The sequence below is a fragment of the Chloroherpetonaceae bacterium genome (assembly GCA_025056565.1).
Classification (GTDB): Bacteria; Bacteroidota; Chlorobiia; order Chlorobiales; family Thermochlorobacteraceae; genus Thermochlorobacter.
Genome location: JANWWA010000016.1, coordinates 1 through 17,137, shown reverse-complemented (window position 1 = coordinate 17,137; position 17,137 = coordinate 1). Strand labels below are relative to the sequence as shown.

Here is a 17,137-nt window from a genome sequence, read left to right as displayed (position 1 = left end):
CGTTTTGCTATACCTTTTCTACTTGCACTTGTCCAGTTTGACTGCTTACCGGCATAAAATCCCGTGCAGGAATGCGCACAATAAAGGTCGTGCCAACACCCTTTTGCGTCTCGAAGGTAATTGTGCCTTGATGTTTTTGAATGATACTGTAGCAAATTGAAAGACCTAGACCAGTGCCCTTGCCCACAGGTTTCGTGGTGAAGAAGGGGTCAAAAATCTTGCTTTGGATTTCTTCAGGAATCCCGGGTCCGTTGTCTGAAATTCTGACCACAATCTCGCCATTTTCCAGTGTTGTTGAGATGTGGATTTTTGGCTCTGGTCGCCCTTCTACCGCATGCACTGCATTTTGAATAAGATTTAGAAAAACCTGGTTCAGCTGAGCAGGGTAGCACTCAATCATTGGCAGGTCTCCATAATCGGTTGTAACCTGAATGTCGTTGGTTTTCAGCTGTGGCGAGAGCATCAGCAGACTCCCCTTGATGCCTTCGTGAATGTCTGCTTTCTTCATTTCAGCTTCATCAAGGCGAGAGAAATTGCGCATACTGCGCACCAGATTTGCCATTTGCTCAAGCCCCGCCTGTGAGGCGGCAAGCAGACGCTTGACGCGTGCTTCGGTTTCATCGAGCTCAGCAATTGTCCCATATGGGGAACTGGCAATGGCTTGCATCTCGACCACTGCTTCTTCAAACTGGTCATTGTAAATCAGCTCCTGTGCCCTGAGTGCTTTGCGCAAGGTATCTGCCAGCTCCAAGAAGCGCTCTTTTACCAGCACCACATTTGTATTCACATAGCCAATTGGTGTGTTGAGTTCGTGTGCAATGCCTGCTACCATTTGCCCTAGGGAACTCATCTTTTCAGTTTGAATCAGATAGGCTTGAGTCTCACGCAGCTTTTTGAGATTGTTTTCTAGTTCTTGATTGAGTTTCTCTACTGTGCGCTTTTCTGCGTTAATGAGTTCATTCTGTTCCAGAATTTTCTGGTTCTGCTCCATAATTTGCCGCGTGCGCTCCACAATGACACGGTCTTGTGCTTGGAGCGAGATCGCCAGTCGAAACGCCATAACTAAGAAGACCACAACGCTGAGCATGAGCGCACCAATCTGAAATGTCTGCAAGCCTGTAATGCGTTCTTCGGATAGGAAGCCCAGCGTAACGATGAAGGTTCGCGTATCCTCTGCAATCTGAGGTCCTAACTTTGCTAGAATCGGATCGGCAACTTTGGTAAAAAGTGCCGTATCAATGTGCCCTTCTGAGAACTTCTTTGCAAAAGCTGTAAAATCTCCCTCTACTTCTGCCCAGCGTGTTTGCATTGTTTTCAGCACCTGCTGCAGGCTTGGCTCAGAGACTGCTGAAATCTGGAACACCTTGCCGTTCATCTCTAGAGAGTCGCCGTGCGCTAGTGCATTCATTAGATGCTTGAATTGCTGAATTGCCTCTACTGCTGTCTTCAAGTCAGGCATTGCATTCCCTGACTCCATGTAGATTGCAATGTTTGCTCTGGTAAAAGACTCTACAGCGTTTGCCCAGCTACGCTGCTGCTGCGTGGCACAAAAAATGTGCTGCGCATCTTGTTGACTTTGACGTGAGAGCACAATACTGACGACAAACGAGGCTGCTACTAGGAAGAGAAAAATGATTGCGTAGATAATCAATTCACTGTATCGCTTGACCTGTAAATCTGTCTGAAAATTTGCTTTTGAATCTTCCAGTTGCATAACGCATTGCCACTTGCTTGGTTATAAGTTCTTCGACAAGTTTATCCTCCTTTATTTTTGCGCACTTCACTTAGAGCTTTGAGTTTATTTGCTAGTTCCGAGTGACTGGCTTTTATGTCCGCTTTTTCAGGTTCAGGCGCTGGTGTCGCTTCAGATATTTCAGGGAGAAATAGTGCTTCGCCCAATCGTTCCCGCTCAGCTAAGTAGGCGCTTAGTCGCTCTTTGTAAAGTTCAATTGCCTCTGCAATTGTCGCTTTGAGCTTACGCGAATCCCACGGCTTTTGAATATAGCGATGAATCTGCCCCTCGTTGATAAGGCGCACCACATCTTCGACATCGGTGTAAGCCGTAATCAAAATCTTGGGCAGCAGCGGCGCAAGGCGGCTGACTTCAATTAGCAAGTCTGTCCCTGTCTTGCTTGGCATACGCTGGTCGCTAATCAGTGAGCCAATGAAAATATCTTGGTGCAGAATGGCCAGTGCTTCATCAGCAGTCCGACTGGTTAAGACTTCATACTCATCGCCTAGCATCTCTGACAGTGCGGTCAGCACGGAGGGTTCATCATCAACGACCAGCACTCTCACTCGACCTGTTGTTCCTTCCAGCAGCTTGTCTGGACTTACACCTGCTTTTAACTTTTCACTGACCTTTTGAAAAAAACTCTCTTCAGCTTCACGCTGACGGCGCAACTCTTGCAACACCGAAGCTGGCAGACTTGAGCGACGCACTTGTTCCCCTTTTGACATATCCACCTTACTTGTTTGTTGATTTCCAAGACTTTGGCTGGCTTTTACCTTGTTCAAATAAGTGGTCTCCGCCAGCGATAACACTGACATCAAGTTCTCCACATCCCACGGCTTCCGCACATAGCGAAACACTTCTCCTACATTGACCGAATCCAGAATGGCATCTACATCTGCAAAGCCTGTTAGTAAAATTCGAATCGTTTGCGGTGAACATTCTCGCACTGCACGCAAGACCTCCACGCCCTTCATTCCGGGCATTCGTTGGTCACTCATCACAATTGCAATCGGGTGCTGTCTAACAATTTCAATCGCTTCTTCACCGCTGTTTGCGGTATAGACGGTATATTTCTTTCCGAACAATTCACGCAGTGATTCCAGAATGTATGGCTCATCGTCGACAAACAGCACCGAGAGTTTTTCACCTTTCATCTCGCACATCTTGTTTTGGTTGATGCAACAGAGTCTTTTCTACTAAATTTGCATCGATTCTGCGCAAGGTGGCATGCTTAGCACACTGGCTCAGGCACACCTGGCGATAAAACTCTGGGGAGGCATCCGTTGCCAAACTATTTGTTTATCATACTTATCCTTGCGAGTAATGTATGGTTGCAAACAAGTGCTCGTAGCATCTTGGGCGAGTGGCAGCTTGAGCTTGCCTCTCGAGCGGCAGTTAATGTCCCAATTTACCTTTGCATCAAAGAATCTGCAAACCGCGATACGGTTATAATGATTGATTCTGTTCGGCTTCAAGATGGAACGGTCTTTCGCCAAGAATTGCGCCTACCTGTTTCGCTTTCTGCACACACCATAGAACGCTCAGAAGTCGTGAAGTGGCACTCGCACCCCACTTCGCTGCATATTGAGTATTATCAACGCATCAGCAAACCCGACTATATCCTACTTGTGTTGGATTTTGAGCTTGAGGATAGTCGGCTGCGCCTGAGAAAAATTCGCCGTGAATTAGGCACTGATGAAATTGAAACACTCTATTACAGACCGTTTCGACCGCGCAAGCGATGACCAGAGGCATTTTGGCCAGTTTGGTGCTTCTTTGCCTTAGCACCATCGCCGTGCACAACTTCCATGTCAGTTACGGCAAGATGGCAATTGAGGATAATATCGCTGTGCTTAACCTCCGCTTTTTCAAAGACGATTTGGAACTTGCACTGCAGAAATTTCATCGCCTTGAAAGTTTTTCACTCTCCGCCACACCGACTTGTGATTCGCTTTTTTTAGCATACCTCAACTCTCGTTTTGAGCTGCGTCAACCACACAACCGTTTGTTGCCTCAACTTGTTACCAGCGGGATAGACAAAGATATGTGGTGGTATCAATTGCAATTTTCCAGCTCCACACCGATTGAACAGCTCTCCATAAAAAATACGCTGCTTTTCGAAGTCTTCGACGACCAGAAAAATATCCTGCAAGTGATGCATTTCCCTTCGGAGAAACTGCAATCATTTTATTTCATTCACGGTGCAGAGCAGTATGATTTCTCCTGCCCCTAACGCTATTTGAAACGAAACACCTGAAAGTTAGATTTTTCGAGCGTAGAGACTGGATAGTAAACTTCAACACCGTAACTACCTATCTGAGTATGCCGACTTCAACTTCACGACGCTCGTTCTTGAAGGCAGCCTCATTTACTTCAGCAGGTGTCATGCTAGCAGGCTTACCAGCGCTTGAGGCCTCACCACGCACCGAGTCAGCTTGGCTCAAGCTATGGCTGCTCGACCAAATTGTCGACAGCAGCGGCAAATATGTACTGCCAGAGCTGACCTACCCGAAAGATGCACTCGAGCCCATCATTGACAAAGCCACGGTTGAGCTGCATCACGACAAACACCACGCCAGCTATGTGGCAGGCGCTAATAAAGCAGAAGCAGAATTGCAAAAGGCTCGTGAGTCAGGTGACTTTGCCTTAATTAAGCACTGGTCTCGTGAACTTGCTTTTCACGGCTCTGGGCATATTCTGCACTCAATTTACTGGACAAACCTCACAGCCCCTGCTAAGAGTGGTAAGCCCAAAGGAGATTTAGAAAAAGCCCTTAATACCGACTTCGGCAGCTTTGACAAATTCAAGGCGCAGCTTGCTAATGCCTCTATTTCGGTTGAAGCCTCAGGTTGGGGCGTGCTAGCCTATCAACCATTTGCAAAGCGGCTGACCATTCTGCAATGTGAAAAACATCAAGACCTCACGACTTGGGGTGCTGTGCCACTCTTGGTGATTGATGTCTGGGAGCACGCCTACTACCTCAAGTATCAGAACCGACGCGCTGACTATGTAAATGCCATCTTCTCCATTATCAACTGGGAGAATGTGAGCGAGCGCTATGAAACTGCCCGAAAGTTAGCTTAGCAGGGTTTTCCCCCTGAGCAGGCTACCTAAACTACTCTGCGAGGGCAGGCACAAGGCCTGCCCTTCTTATTCAGATTCATACACAAGGGTCTTGTAGATTTCCTCAAGCTCTGCCTTGAACTTTTCTTCGACCACTTTGCGCTTGATTTTCAAGGTCGGAGTCATTTCGCCTGCTTCAATGGTAAAAGGCTCAGGGGCAAGAATAAATCGGCGCACCTTTTCGTGGCTTGCTAGCTCACGCGAAATGTTGCGCAAATGCTCTTCAAAGATTTTTCGAATCTCTGCTTTCTGGATAAGGTCTTTGTTGTTCTCAAACTGAATGTGATTTTTTTCGGCAAAGTTACGCAGAGCATCGAAGTTCGGCACAATCACTGCGGTCAGAAACGGACGCTTTTCACCTAACACTACAACTTGGTCTACAAACGGGCTATTCTGAATCATATTCTCAATTGGTAGTGGCGCAATATTTTTGCCACCTGAATTGACAATAATGTGCTTTTTGCGGTCGGTGATTTTGAGGTAGCCATCTTCATCAATTTCACCGATATCGCCTGTATGCAGCCAGCCATCTGGCTCAATTGCTTCGCGTGTAGCCGCTTCATCGCGCCAATATCCTTTCATCACATTCGGGCCGCGTATGAGAATCTCCCCATCAGGCGCAATTTTTTGCTCTACATTTTTAATCGGTGGTCCTACCGTGCCAAACTTTACTTTCTCAATTCGATTGACGTGTGTCACAGGTGAAGTCTCCGTTAAACCAAACCCTTCGAGAATTGTAATACCCATTGCAGCAAAAAACTCTCCTGTCTCCTTCGGCAGCGCCGCACCGCCTGAGACAAAATAACGAATACACCCACCGAACTTTTCACGGATTTTGCTGAAAACCAGCTTGTCTGCCAGTTTGTATTGCACAGCTAACAGGGGTGATATCCTTCCCGCCTGCTTTGCCTTGAATGCCTTCTGTCCTACACCTATTGCCCAGTAAAAGAGCTTCTTACGCGCAGCGGGACCTGCATCTACATTCTTGAACAGCGAAGACTTAATCCGCTCGAATAGCCTCGGCACTGTAATAACTATTGTTGGCTTCGCCTCTGTGATATTGAGACTAACGGTATCAATGCTTTCAGCGTAGTATATCTGAACGCCACAGGCGAACATCACATAATACCCTGCGGTGCGTTCATATGAGTGGCAAAGCGGCAGAAAAGACAGCGCACGGTCGTTCTGGTCAACAGGCAAACACGCTACGCTTGACTTGATATTTTCGCAGATGTTACGATGCGTGAGCATTACACCTTTAGGCAACCCCGTTGTGCCACTGGTGTAAATGAGCGTCGCAATATCTTCTTCGTCAATCGGCTCTGGCTTCAGTGGCGACTGTGCTGCAAGTCTTTGTCCAATTTGCTTAGCTTCGTCTAGCTCAACTTCGCTGTCGCCTTTGTTATCAATAGGGTTCATTGAAATAACGTGCGTGAGCGAGGGCACTTCTTGCCGAATTTTTCGAATCTTGCCGAGCTGTAAGCCTGTTGACACAACAATCGCTTTTGCCTCTGAATTTTGTAGGATATACGCAATCTGATTGGGCGGCAGGGAAGGATAGAGTGGCACATCAATCGCACCCAGTTTGAGAATCGCCATATCGGATACCACCCACTCGGGACGATTTTCAGAAAGGATTGCCACACGGTCTCCCTTGCGAATCCCGATACTGTGCAGGTATGCTGCAAAGGCATCTACATCAGCTCTTAGTGCGTCGTGTGTAATGCCCTGATAGCGCCCATTTACTTTCCGCAGCAAGGCATAGTGGTCAGTGCGCCCTTTATAGTAATTAAAGACGCCCTCAAACATCTCTGGTAGCGTCTTGAAGCTTGGGTTAATGAGACTGTCCTCCATTGCTGTTGTCCAATCAAGTGGTTAAGGAAAGCGCGCTCCAACGCATAACGCTCTTGGCAATGTGCTTCTCCGCCGTATTTAGAAAAAAATCACAAAAATAAAAAGCGAGCCGTTCTGCGATGCAGCTTAAAGCGCTGCCTGTCCGCTTTTTTAGTTGCACCGCGCTTGAGGCTGCAGGCTTCTGATACTTATGCTGTGCAAGGCTTTTCTTAGGTGCAGGCTTAAATCTTCTGCCCTGGATACTTGACGCGCTTATGCCGCAGAGCAATAATAGTCTTGATAAAGCTTTCTTTAATGGCTTTCAGCTCAGCAAATGTCAAAGGGCATTCAGAAAACTGGTCTTCGTCCAGCCGTTTGCGAATGACTGTATCGATAATTTGCGCAATTGTTTCTTCATTTGCCGTAGTTAGGGAGCGCACAGAGGCTTCTACACCATCAGCCAACATAACAATTGCCGCTTCTCGGCTTTGCGGTTTTGGTCCTGGGTATCGGAAGTCTTCGGGATTGAGCTTGTCAGGCGGGAAGAACTTGAGCGCTTTGTCGTAGAAGAAGTGAATCATCGTTGTGCCGTGATGCTGTGGGATGAAATCCAAGACACGCTGAGGCAATTTGTAAGCACGTCCAAGCTCAATACCTTGCTTTACATGGTCTCCAATGATGCGACCGCTGGTAATCGCAGTCAGTTCGTCATGCGGGTTATGTGCTCCTTGGTTTTCTGCAAAGTATTGCGCTTGTGGTAGCTTGCCAATGTCGTGAAAGTATGCGCCCACGCGGCACAGCAGGGCATTTGCCCCAATGCGATTGGCAGCTTCTTCTGCCAGTAGGCTCACTTGCATCGTGTGCGTATAAGTGCCCGGTGCATTGGCTGCCATTTCCCGCAAAAGTGGATGATTTGCATCAGAAAGTTCCAGCAGCGTGAGGTCTGTTGTGATACCAAAGACTTTCTCAATCAGCAGCAGGGCTGGATAGACAAGAAAGCAGAGCAATGAGCTAATGGCTGCAAACTTCAGGTCATTGAGAATTTCCTCAAAGCTGGCAAGACGCGAAAAGTTGAAGGCTAAAATTGCCACAGCATAGCCCAGAAACACATACAGCACCGAGAGCGCAACCTGCGCGCGCCGACGAATATCGCGTGTAAAAAAGACACCCATCCCACCTGCAAACAGCGTTGCCAGCGCAAATGAAAAGTCATTGCCTCGAATGGTTGCTGCCAGAAGCGAAATAGTAACGGTGGCAAAAATGCCTGTGCGTGAATCAAAGAGAATCGTGAGCAGAATTGAGGCAAGACCAATTGGCACAATATAAGGCGACAACCACGTCAGCTGCACCGAATACCATGCGGCTAAAAGCTCCAGCAAAATTACGCTGACTAGCAAAAGCAGCAGCGTGTTGTCAAAAAAAATCTGTGGGCGTGAAAAGTATAGGTAGGCAGCAAATAGTGATGAAATAATTAACACAATTAGCAGCTTGCCGATATACAGCCGCAGCTCACCCGTGCGCACCTCGCGCTCCGCCTTCGCTCGAATGTAGGAGTCTAATTTGCGCTTTGTTAGGTCAGTAATTACCTCACCACGCGAGATGACTTTTTCATTTTCCCGCACAATTCCATCTGCAATTGGCACAGAGCTTTCCGCACGCACCTTATCAGCCAGCGTTTGCGCCGCATCAAACAGAAGATTGGGCGCCAAAAATGGCAGCGAAAGTTTCAGCGCCACCTGCACCGTATCGCTTTCTAGCGGTCGCCGTAGCCGCTCGACTAACAACTCGCCCAGCGTCAGCACCGCCTCTACACTGTCGCGCACCGACTTGAATGCGACGGCGCTTTCTTCTCGGTCATTCGCCGCTCGAATGACGAACTTTTCAGTAGAAAACTCCCGACGCGGCACATTTAGAATACCATCAGAGCGAATCGAGATAATTAGTGAAGGCAGCAGTGTGCGATAAAGCCCCAAGAGGGACTGTTGCTCGCTGCGTGTCTTTAACACGCGCTTATACTCACTGAGTAGCAATGCCTTTTCTTGCGGTGTTAGCCCCATTGCCGCAAATAGGCTATCAGCTAAGCGCAATAAGCTGGAATCAATTGCAGGTGCTTTTTTATTAGCCGCTGCACGGCCCAACTCTATCCCCAAGAAAGTGAGCAGGTTATCGAAGTAGCGCTGGAACTCTTGCGGCACAAACTCCTTTTCTGACTTGCGGAAAACTGGATACACGCTTTCTCTTGCTGCTTTTTTCTCCTGTTCATACACCTCCTCTTTTTTGTAGACAGGGAACGTGAAGGGCGCAGTTACATCATCTTGTAGCCACACGGAGCCTACTTCGTAGCTTAGCGACGAGATTTTATTTCGGGGAAAGAGAGCCGTTACTGCAGCTAAGAAGCCGATGAAGATGACAACGCGAACCGTCTTACTTTCGCGAAACGTTTTCTTGTCAAGTGGCATACTGCTACTTTTGCCTCAACCGAAGTGTAAAAACATAAGACCGCAAAAATGCAAAAGCGCATCTGTTCTGCCAAAAAGGGTGTTCATTTTCAACTCTGCCCCCTCATTGAAACGCATCTTGCCGATACTGAAACGCCTATCTCGCTCTTTCTCAAGCTAGGCAAACCAAACGCCTGTTTGCTCGAGTCTGTTGAGGGTGAGGAGCGCATCGCGCGTTTTTCTTACATTGCGCTCGAGCCGTTTGCCATTTTTCAGGCATGGCTCAGTGGCAGGCGAGAACTGTCCATATTAGACGAACAGTTTGAGCGTTTAGAAGCACTGCTTGATGATTCGCTACCCATTCCGGAGCAGGTCCAAATCTTGCTTGATGCTTTCTCCAGCCCTACCTTACCCAATCGCATAAAGATGGCTACATCAGGCGCATTTGGTTTCATCGGCTATGATGCTGCTGCCTTTATTGAAAAGCTGCCTGTTCCCTCGAAGGAACTGCCGTGCTCTCTGCCTGACATCTGGCTCGGGTTTTACGATACGCTCGTCGTCTTCGATAATGTGGCTCGCAAGGTCGCTTTGGTTACCAATTATACCAGTGAGCATTACCGTGCCGCAGCTGAGGAAAAGCTATGCCAGCTCAAACAGCAGCTTACTGCAGCCCTCAACCTTGCTGACATTACACTGAGCAAGGAACAGCCTGAAGCGATTGTTTCAAACCTCTCCCGTGAAGCCTACCTGCAGAAGGTTCAGCGAGCGAAAGATTACATCTTTGCAGGCGATGTGTTCCAAGTGCAAATCTCACAGCGTTTGGAGCGCCGCTTGAACGCTAAGCCGTTTGATGTCTATCGTGCCCTGCGCACCATTAATCCTTCACCGTATTGCTATTACTTTGACTTAGGCTCTGTGCAAATTATTGGTTCGTCGCCAGAGTTGCTTGTCAGCGTCACCTCTCACGATGGCAAGCGCTGGGTGGAGACCCGCCCTATTGCTGGCACTCGTCCGCGCGGCGAGACCATAGAAGCAGATATTGCAACGGCAAAAGACCTGCTCGGTGATGAAAAAGAACGTGCAGAGCACCTTATGCTCATTGACCTTAGCCGCAACGATATTGGTCGAATTGCAAAAATCGGCTCGGTTACCGTTACTGAGCAGATGGTAATTGAGCGTTATTCACACGTCATGCACCTTGTTAGCAATGTGCGGGGTGAGTTGCGAGAGGAACTTTCACCGCTTGATGCGTTTTGGTCGTGCTTCCCTGCTGGCACACTGACAGGTGCACCGAAAATTCGGGCGATGGAGATTATCTACGAGTTAGAGCAAGAGCGACGCGGACTCTACGGCGGAGCAATTGGTTACATAGACTTTCAAGGTAACCTCAAGATGGCTATTGCCATCCGCACAATGATTGCACAGCAAACTCGAGGCGACGCGCGCATCTACCTTCAGGCTGCAGCGGGCATCGTAGCGGACTCGAAACCCGAAAAAGAGTATGAAGAAACCCTTAGCAAGATGAAAGCAGGTTTGCGTGCATTAGATATGCTCATTACACATCATTAGCCCCTGCCAGCACTGTCCGTGAAATGGCTACAGAACTTGCAAGCAAGACGGGTTCGCTATAACGCTCTTTTATGTCGCAGCCAGCACTTACCCATCACCAAAAGGCAGTTTTCTGAACTTAAAAAGCGCACAAAAGAATGAACGCAGCATTAGCATACTTGCAATCGCGCATCGGTCAATCATTTGGCGATCAGCATCCTTCACCAGTGGGGCGATGGCTGAACGGCACGATTCGCCACGCAGAAGCTGGCGAGTTCATCGCCGACTTTGTCGTCCGCCCTGATATGACGAACCCCGTTGGAATTTTGCACGGCGGCATTGTGGCAACGATTATGGACGAAGCAATGGGTATTGCCATCTACACGCTGGACGATACCCATTTCTTTGTTGCTATTAACCTTGCAGTGGACTTTCTGCGCAGTGCAAAGCTCGGGGAAGTAATTACAGCAAGAGCAAAGGTAGTCCGGCGTGGTCGACGCATCATCCACGCAGAGTGCCACATATCTAATGCCTCAGGCGATCTTCTTGCTAAGGGAAGTTGCAACTGCGTTATTACGGAACTGAGCAAAACTTAGCGCTCCCTGGCTTGCACTGTGTGGAAAATTAAAGCCGCTCCAGACGGAGCGGCTTTCTCATTCCATTCGCCTTTAGTTTTTCTTATCGGGCATAGGGCGTTTTTCAAAAATCTCGTCGATAATCCCGTATTCCTTTGCCTCTTGGGCACTCATCCAGCGGTCGCGCTCGGAATCTTGATGCACTTTCTCAATCGGCTGACCTGTATGCTTTGCCAGAATTTCATCAAGCATACGACGCGTGCGTTCAATCTCACGTGCCATAATCAGGATATCGGTTTCTTGACCTTGCGCACCGCCAGAGGGCTGATGAATCATAATACGGGCGTGCGGCAAAGAACCGCGCTTGCCCTTTGCCCCTGCAGCCAAGAGCAGCGCCCCCATTGAGGCTGCCATTCCGACGCACACAGTGGAGACATCAGGGCGAATGAACTGCATCGTGTCATAGACCCCAAGTCCAGCTGAGACGCTGCCGCCCGGCGAGTTGATATACATATAAATATCTCGCTCAGGGTCTTCGGACTCGAGGAAAATCAGCTGCGCCATCACCAGACTTGCCGAGTGGTCATCGACCACTGTGCCATAGAAGACAATGCGCTCACGCAGTAGGCGTGAGAAAATGTCAAATGCACGTTCGCCGCGTCCTGAGGTTTCAATCACCATCGGGACGAGCATACCTCGCATTTGATTGATGCTATCTTCAATTCGCGGGTGATACAGCTTACGAATGTGATAATCAAACCCAAAGTTGATGTTTGCCATTGCTGTATTAAGAGTTAGAGTTCCGTTTCCTTTCAGCACTTTTTGCGTGAACGCTCAGAACTGAATTTTAATTCTCTCACTCTTATACTCTTTTAGTTCCGCAGGGTTCCAAGTTGGAAACTTTGTGCGGTTGATGACAGCCTTTACAGCATTGGCAGTTTGCTCATCTAAGTCGTTCTGAGAAATGTTGATTTGCTTGACCTTGCCATCTGGCGTGACCACGACATTAAATGCAATTGCGCCGCCTGTTTTGCCCAGACGTGCTGCATTAGATTTCACGGTTGGAATCAAGGTCTCCTGCAAGTTTTCCATCACTTCGTCTAAGGCTTGGTAATTAAACTTGGGCTTAGCAATCTGAGTGCCTCCTGCTTGGTCGCTTTCTGGCGCAGGCACAGTTGTGTAGGTTACCTTTTTTTCAATCTGAATTTCACCGCTTCGCTGCGCAGGCTCCGCCAATGTCTTTTGATATTCCTCCATTAGCTTTTGCTGCGCAATCAAGGCACTATCGTCTGGGCGCTTAAGCCCTAAACCTTCCTCCTTTTTGCAACTTGAACAGCCTGACTGTAAGCTCATCGCAAGCAAGCAGATACCTGCAAGCCCTATCGCAGAGGCCAAAGAGCGTGCCATCTTCATTTTTCTATTTGTTGATTGGTTTGGGTTTCCGTTACGCACGAAAATACACATTTCAGTCGAGAATCTCTACTCCTTAGCTTCTTCGTGATACTTCGCCTTCCCTCACTAAGGAAACCAATGTTTGGAAAATACGAAGGGCTGACTTGCGCATGGCAAATCAGCCCTGCACTCTGCTCCTTTTGGGACAGGATTAATACATTCCGCCCATTCCACCGCCAGCAGGAGCTGGAGTCTTTTCTTCCTCTTTCTTCTCCACGATGACGGCTTCGGTTGTTAGCAGCAAGCTTGCCACAGACGCTGCATTTTCGAGCGCTGTGCGTGTTACTTTGGTTGGGTCAACCACGCCTGACTGAATCAGATTTTCATACTGCTCCGTGCGCGCGTTGAAACCAAAGTCGTCTTTGCCTTCCTTCACTTTTTGCAGCACGACAGCGCCGTCCATCGTGCCTGTATTCGCTACAATCATTCGCAGCGGCTCCTCAATTGCACGGCGGACAATTTCAATACCTGTCCTTTGGTCATCGTTTTCTGGCTTGAGATTGTCCAGTGCACGAGCCGCGCGAATCAGCGCTACGCCTCCACCAGGCACAATGCCTTCCTGAACGGCTGCGCGAGTTGCATGCAAGGCATCTTCTACACGGGCTTTCTTCTCTTTCATTTCAACTTCGGTGCTTGCACCGATGTTGATCACTGCTACGCCACCTGACAGCTTTGCCAAGCGCTCTTGCAGTTTCTCTTTGTCGTAGTCGCTGGTGGCTTTTTCAATCTGCATCTTGATTTCATTGATGCGAGCTTTAATTTGGTCTGACTTGCCCTTACCCTCGACGATGGTCGTGTTATCCTTGTCGACTACGACACGCTTGGCTTGACCCAGATAAGCAATCGTGGCGTTTTCGAGCTTGTAGCCCTTCTCTTCGCTGATGACCGTACCACCTGTGAGAATGGCAATGTCTTCCAGCATTGCCTTACGACGATCACCGAAGCCTGGAGCTTTGACCGCAACGACCTTTAGCGTGCCACGCAGCTTATTGACAACCAATGTTGCCAACGCCTCGCCCTCGACTTCCTCAGCGATAATGAGCAGCGACTTGCCCATCTGCACTACCTTTTCCAGAATGGGGAGCAAGTCCTTCATTGAGGAAATCTTCTTGTCGTGAATCAGAATCAGCGGCTCCTCAAGCTCAGCCTCCATTGTCTCGGCATTGGTTACAAAGTAAGGCGAGAGATAGCCGCGGTCGAACTGCATACCTTCAACGACCTTCAGCTCGGTCTCAGTGCCTTTTGCTTCCTCAACGGTAATGACGCCGTCCTTGCCAACCTTTTCCATCGCTTCGGCAATGAGGTCGCCAATTTCTTTGTCGTTATTAGCTGAAATGGTGCCAACCTGAGCAATTTCCTTCTTGCTGGAGATGGGGCGGCTAATTTTCTTGAGCTCTTCGACAATGGCATGCACTGCCATATCAATGCCGCGCTTTAGGTCCATTGGGTTGGCGCCAGCTGTAACGTTCTTCAAGCCTTCGCGGAAAATGGCTTGCGCCAGAACCGTTGCAGTGGTGGTGCCATCGCCTGCCACATCGCTGGTTTTAGAGGCAACCTCGCGCACCATCTGCGCACCCATATTTTCCAGTGGATCTTCCAGCTCGATTTCCTTTGCGACGGTTACACCGTCCTTCGTAACGGTCGGTGGACCGAACTTCTTTTCAATTACGACATTGCGTCCTTTTGGACCTAGCGTTACTTTTACAGCGTCCGCAAGTTTGTCGACGCCACGCTTCAATGCGGCACGACCTTCTGCGTTAAAGTAAATCAACTTTGCTGCCATAGTGTTCTTCCTTAATGGTTTTAAGGGTTAGCGAAACTTGTGTTAGTTCAGAATTGCAAAGATGTCACTTTCACGCATAATGAGCAGTTCTTCGCCATCAATGTTGATTTCGGTGCCAGAATACTTGCCATAGAGCACCTTTTGACCCACCTTTACCTGTGGCTTAATAACAGTGCCGTTGTCAGTTTGCTTGCCTTCCCCGACTGCCACGACTTCGCCGTATTGCGGCTTTTCCTTGCCAGTGTCAGGGATGTATAGACCGCCTTTGGTTTTCTCTTCAGCGGGCGCTGGACGCACAACGACGCGATCTGCCAGAGGTTGAATCTTCATAACTGTTCCTCCAAGTTTGGGTTTGCTCGAGTTTGGGTTTGCTGATTTAATTAAGTTCCTAACAAAATTCGGAGTGCTAAAACGCATTTGGACTACACAGAGTTTCAAATTTTTAGCACTCACTGATAGCGAGTGCTAATATACAACATTATCACCACACTCGCAAACACCTCTGCCATCGCTGGCTGTGCGGCTCAATCTATCCCACCTCACAAGCGACACACGCTTAGCCTCCTTTACGGGAACGCATTTGCCTCAAAATCTCTTTTGAAGGCAAAAACTTGGATTGGGCAACAAACCTTATACTGGATACATGGGCGTTACAATTGCACTGAGCATTATTCTGCTTTGGCTTACGCACTTAGCATATCTCTTTGGCAGCTCACTTTCGTGGGAAACACCAGAAAGCTACCTGCACTTAGCTCTTCAAGGCTATCTTACAACAGGTCTTTTCATCACGGCACACGACGCAATGCACGGGGCTGTGAGCCAACATAGAAGACTCAACCATCTCCTAGGGGCTGCGGCGTGCTGGCTCTTTGGAGCGATGTCGTATCGTCAACTTCTGAGGCAGCATGCGCGGCATCACGCTTACCCTGCTTCAGACAAAGACCCTGATTTCTGCACTGCCTCACAAAATTTTTGGGTGTGGCTCGGGACATTTATCCTCCGCTATGCGACTAGGTCGCAAGTGCTGACTATGGCAGCGCTCTACAACATCTTTGAGCATCTTCTTCACATTCCAGAGTCTCGCATTTGGCTCTTTTGGATGCTGCCTTGTTTTTGGGGCGTTTTGCAGCTGTTCTACTTCGGCACTTACCTTCCGCATAAGCCACCCTTTGATGCTTCAATGCAGCCTTATTTTGCTCGCACTCTACGACGCCACCACTTTTGGGCCATGCTTTCATGCTACTTTTTTGGCTATCACTGGGAGCATCACCACTCGCCTAACACGCCATGGTGGCAACTCTGGAAAGTCAAAGATACCTTGCAGCTCACCAGCCGCTAATGAAGAAAATCCGCCTCAAAAAAAACGAAGAACGCCGCTTGCTTGCAGGACATCAATGGGTTTTTAGCAACGAGATTTTGGAAGCAGACCCTGCTATTGAGACGGGTGAAGTCGTTTCACTATACTCATTTTCCCGCCAATTTCTCGGCATTGGCTTTTTCAATCGGCATTCACTTATTGCTTTCCGCCATCTGAGCTGGCATGATGAGCCAATTGATAAGGCATTTTTTCTGCGACGCCTTGAAGCAGCGCTGCAACTTCGCCGACGTCTCTACCCCGACAGCGAGACCAATACTTATCGCTTGGTGCACGCTGAGTCGGACCGCTTGCCCGGGCTTATTGTAGACAGGTTTGCAGATGTGTTGTCAGTGCAAACTTTTTCAGCGGGAATGGAGCAGCGTCTTGATGAGATTTGTGCAGCCTTAGAGACGCTTCTTGCTCCAAAAGCGATTGTCATTCGCAATGAATCGGAGCTACGCAAGTTGGAGGGGCTTTCGCTCTACCAGCGCATCGCAAGCGGCACTGTAGATGCCCCAATTGAGATTTTTGATGCAGACCTCACTTATCAAGTCGACGTGCTCAGAGGACACAAAACTGGCTTCTTTCTGGACCAGCGTGAAAACCGTAAGCGCATTCGCAAGTTTGCTTATCATCAGCGCGTTTTAGATGTCTTTTGCAGCGACGGAGGTTTTGCCCTTAACGCACTTCGCGCTGGCGCCGCAGAGGTTGTCGCTATGGATAGCTCGGCTGATGCCCTTGCACGCGCTCGATGCAATGCTGCTCGCAACGGCTTTTCACAGCTTGAGACGATTGAGGCTGACGCTTTTGATTATCTTGCGAAGTTACTTGAGCGAAAGGCACAGTTTGACCTTATCATCCTAGATCCACCAAGCCTTACTAAATCCAAAAAGACGCTTCAGACTGCTGTGCACGCCTACCGCAAGCTCAATCGTTTGGCAATGGGGCTACTGCGACCGGGCGGCATTTTGGCTACTGCGTCCTGTTCTCATCATCTCACGGAAGAGATGTTTGTGCAAATGCTTGCAAAGGCTGCGCAAGATGCCGCCCGATGCATTCAGATATTAGAACAAAGCACTCAAGCTCCTGACCACCCTATCTTACCTGCTATGCCCGAGACACGATACCTGAAATTTGCTCTGCTATATGTTCAGCCTGCCTCTTGACTTACTTGATTAGCATCATTTTCTTCGTTTCTGCAAAATCACGGCTGCGCAAGCGATAAAGATACATTCCACTTGCCAGATTGCTCAGATTCACTTGATAGCGGTAACTGCCCGCCGCCAAATCTGC

The 17,137-nt window shown here is 48.7% G+C and carries 15 protein-coding genes; 7 read left to right on the top strand and 8 right to left on the bottom strand.

Features of this window, described 5'->3' with window-relative positions:
* Window positions 1-7 precede the first annotated feature (7 nt).
* Entirely contained in the window at window positions 8-1,714 is a 1,707-nt protein-coding gene (locus NZM05_11055; protein MCS7014149.1) for an ATP-binding protein, read from the bottom strand.
* Window positions 1,715-1,755: 41 nt separating this feature from the next.
* Window positions 1,756-2,898, bottom strand: a complete 1,143-nt coding sequence (locus NZM05_11050) for a response regulator (protein MCS7014148.1) — start codon at window positions 2,896-2,898, stop codon at window positions 1,756-1,758.
* A 168-nt stretch (window positions 2,899-3,066) separates the two neighbouring features.
* Between NZM05_11050 and NZM05_11045 the strand changes: the two genes are divergently transcribed.
* The 3 genes from NZM05_11045 (at window position 3,067) to NZM05_11035 (ending at window position 4,819) form a co-directional block, all read left to right on the top strand.
* The gene (locus tag NZM05_11045) at window positions 3,067-3,480 is read left to right on the top strand and encodes a hypothetical protein (GenBank protein MCS7014147.1); all 414 of its coding nucleotides are present in this window, start codon (window positions 3,067-3,069) and stop codon (window positions 3,478-3,480) included.
* A complete protein-coding gene (locus tag NZM05_11040; protein ID MCS7014146.1) occupies window positions 3,477-3,968 on the top strand; it encodes a hypothetical protein in 492 nt (163 codons plus the stop codon). The genes NZM05_11045 and NZM05_11040 overlap by 4 nt, the downstream gene beginning before the upstream one ends.
* Window positions 3,969-4,057: 89 nt before the next feature.
* Window positions 4,058-4,819, top strand: a complete 762-nt coding sequence (locus tag NZM05_11035; GenBank protein MCS7014145.1) for a superoxide dismutase — start codon at window positions 4,058-4,060, stop codon at window positions 4,817-4,819.
* A gap of 66 nt (window positions 4,820-4,885) precedes the next feature.
* On the opposite strand, the gene NZM05_11030 is transcribed toward NZM05_11035, so the two are convergent.
* Both NZM05_11030 and NZM05_11025 read right to left on the bottom strand, forming a co-directional pair.
* Entirely contained in the window at window positions 4,886-6,712 is a 1,827-nt protein-coding gene (locus tag NZM05_11030) for a long-chain fatty acid--CoA ligase (protein MCS7014144.1), read from the bottom strand.
* Between the two features lie 221 nt (window positions 6,713-6,933).
* Window positions 6,934-9,150: an HDIG domain-containing protein gene (locus NZM05_11025; GenBank protein ID MCS7014143.1), complete on the bottom strand. Its 2,217-nt coding sequence runs from the start codon at window positions 9,148-9,150 to the stop codon at window positions 6,934-6,936.
* Window positions 9,151-9,198: 48 nt separating this feature from the next.
* On the opposite strand from NZM05_11025, the gene trpE reads away from it, so the two are divergent.
* The gene (gene trpE / locus NZM05_11020) at window positions 9,199-10,698 is read left to right on the top strand and encodes an anthranilate synthase component I (protein ID MCS7014142.1); all 1,500 of its coding nucleotides are present in this window, start codon (window positions 9,199-9,201) and stop codon (window positions 10,696-10,698) included.
* 137 nt (window positions 10,699-10,835) lie between these two features.
* Complete coding sequence (locus tag NZM05_11015; GenBank protein MCS7014141.1) at window positions 10,836-11,273, top strand: PaaI family thioesterase; 438 nt, start codon at window positions 10,836-10,838, stop codon at window positions 11,271-11,273.
* A gap of 72 nt (window positions 11,274-11,345) precedes the next feature.
* On the opposite strand, the gene clpP is transcribed toward NZM05_11015, so the two are convergent.
* From clpP to groES, 4 genes are all read right to left on the bottom strand, one after another.
* The gene (clpP, locus tag NZM05_11010) at window positions 11,346-11,954 is read right to left on the bottom strand and encodes an ATP-dependent Clp endopeptidase proteolytic subunit ClpP (protein ID MCS7014140.1); all 609 of its coding nucleotides are present in this window, start codon (window positions 11,952-11,954) and stop codon (window positions 11,346-11,348) included.
* 132 nt (window positions 11,955-12,086) lie between these two features.
* The gene (locus tag NZM05_11005; protein ID MCS7014139.1) at window positions 12,087-12,659 is read right to left on the bottom strand and encodes an energy transducer TonB; all 573 of its coding nucleotides are present in this window, start codon (window positions 12,657-12,659) and stop codon (window positions 12,087-12,089) included.
* A 196-nt stretch (window positions 12,660-12,855) separates the two neighbouring features.
* Window positions 12,856-14,487, bottom strand: a complete 1,632-nt coding sequence (groL, locus tag NZM05_11000) for a chaperonin GroEL (protein MCS7014138.1) — start codon at window positions 14,485-14,487, stop codon at window positions 12,856-12,858.
* 42 nt (window positions 14,488-14,529) lie between these two features.
* Entirely contained in the window at window positions 14,530-14,817 is a 288-nt protein-coding gene (groES, locus tag NZM05_10995) for a co-chaperone GroES (GenBank protein ID MCS7014137.1), read from the bottom strand.
* A gap of 313 nt (window positions 14,818-15,130) precedes the next feature.
* On the opposite strand from groES, the gene NZM05_10990 reads away from it, so the two are divergent.
* Together NZM05_10990 and NZM05_10985 are read left to right on the top strand one after the other, a co-directional pair.
* The gene (locus tag NZM05_10990; GenBank protein ID MCS7014136.1) at window positions 15,131-15,826 is read left to right on the top strand and encodes a fatty acid desaturase; all 696 of its coding nucleotides are present in this window, start codon (window positions 15,131-15,133) and stop codon (window positions 15,824-15,826) included.
* Entirely contained in the window at window positions 15,826-17,010 is a 1,185-nt protein-coding gene (locus NZM05_10985; GenBank protein MCS7014135.1) for a class I SAM-dependent rRNA methyltransferase, read from the top strand. The genes NZM05_10990 and NZM05_10985 overlap by 1 nt, the downstream gene beginning before the upstream one ends.
* Window positions 17,011-17,137: the final 127 nt, after the last annotated feature.

What these genes read in the sequence shown, in the direction of transcription:
- NZM05_11035 (MCS7014145.1), top strand. Translation starts at nt 4,058, where the DNA reads ATGCCGACTTCAACTTCACGACGCTCGTTCTTGAAGGCAGCCTCATTT.
- NZM05_10985 (MCS7014135.1), top strand. Translation starts at nt 15,826, where the DNA reads ATGAAGAAAATCCGCCTCAAAAAAAACGAAGAACGCCGCTTGCTTGCA.
- NZM05_10990 (MCS7014136.1), top strand. Translation starts at nt 15,131, where the DNA reads ATGGGCGTTACAATTGCACTGAGCATTATTCTGCTTTGGCTTACGCAC.
- NZM05_11050 (MCS7014148.1), bottom strand. Translation starts at nt 2,898, where the DNA reads ATGTGCGAGATGAAAGGTGAAAAACTCTCGGTGCTGTTTGTCGACGAT.
- NZM05_11025 (MCS7014143.1), bottom strand. Translation starts at nt 9,150, where the DNA reads ATGCCACTTGACAAGAAAACGTTTCGCGAAAGTAAGACGGTTCGCGTT.
- NZM05_11015 (MCS7014141.1), top strand. Translation starts at nt 10,836, where the DNA reads ATGAACGCAGCATTAGCATACTTGCAATCGCGCATCGGTCAATCATTT.
- groL (MCS7014138.1), bottom strand. Translation starts at nt 14,487, where the DNA reads ATGGCAGCAAAGTTGATTTACTTTAACGCAGAAGGTCGTGCCGCATTG.
- groES (MCS7014137.1), bottom strand. Translation starts at nt 14,817, where the DNA reads ATGAAGATTCAACCTCTGGCAGATCGCGTCGTTGTGCGTCCAGCGCCC.
- clpP (MCS7014140.1), bottom strand. Translation starts at nt 11,954, where the DNA reads ATGCGAGGTATGCTCGTCCCGATGGTGATTGAAACCTCAGGACGCGGC.
- NZM05_11005 (MCS7014139.1), bottom strand. Translation starts at nt 12,659, where the DNA reads ATGGCACGCTCTTTGGCCTCTGCGATAGGGCTTGCAGGTATCTGCTTG.
- NZM05_11040 (MCS7014146.1), top strand. Translation starts at nt 3,477, where the DNA reads ATGACCAGAGGCATTTTGGCCAGTTTGGTGCTTCTTTGCCTTAGCACC.
- NZM05_11030 (MCS7014144.1), bottom strand. Translation starts at nt 6,712, where the DNA reads ATGGAGGACAGTCTCATTAACCCAAGCTTCAAGACGCTACCAGAGATG.
- NZM05_11055 (MCS7014149.1), bottom strand. Translation starts at nt 1,714, where the DNA reads ATGCAACTGGAAGATTCAAAAGCAAATTTTCAGACAGATTTACAGGTC.
- trpE (MCS7014142.1), top strand. Translation starts at nt 9,199, where the DNA reads ATGCAAAAGCGCATCTGTTCTGCCAAAAAGGGTGTTCATTTTCAACTC.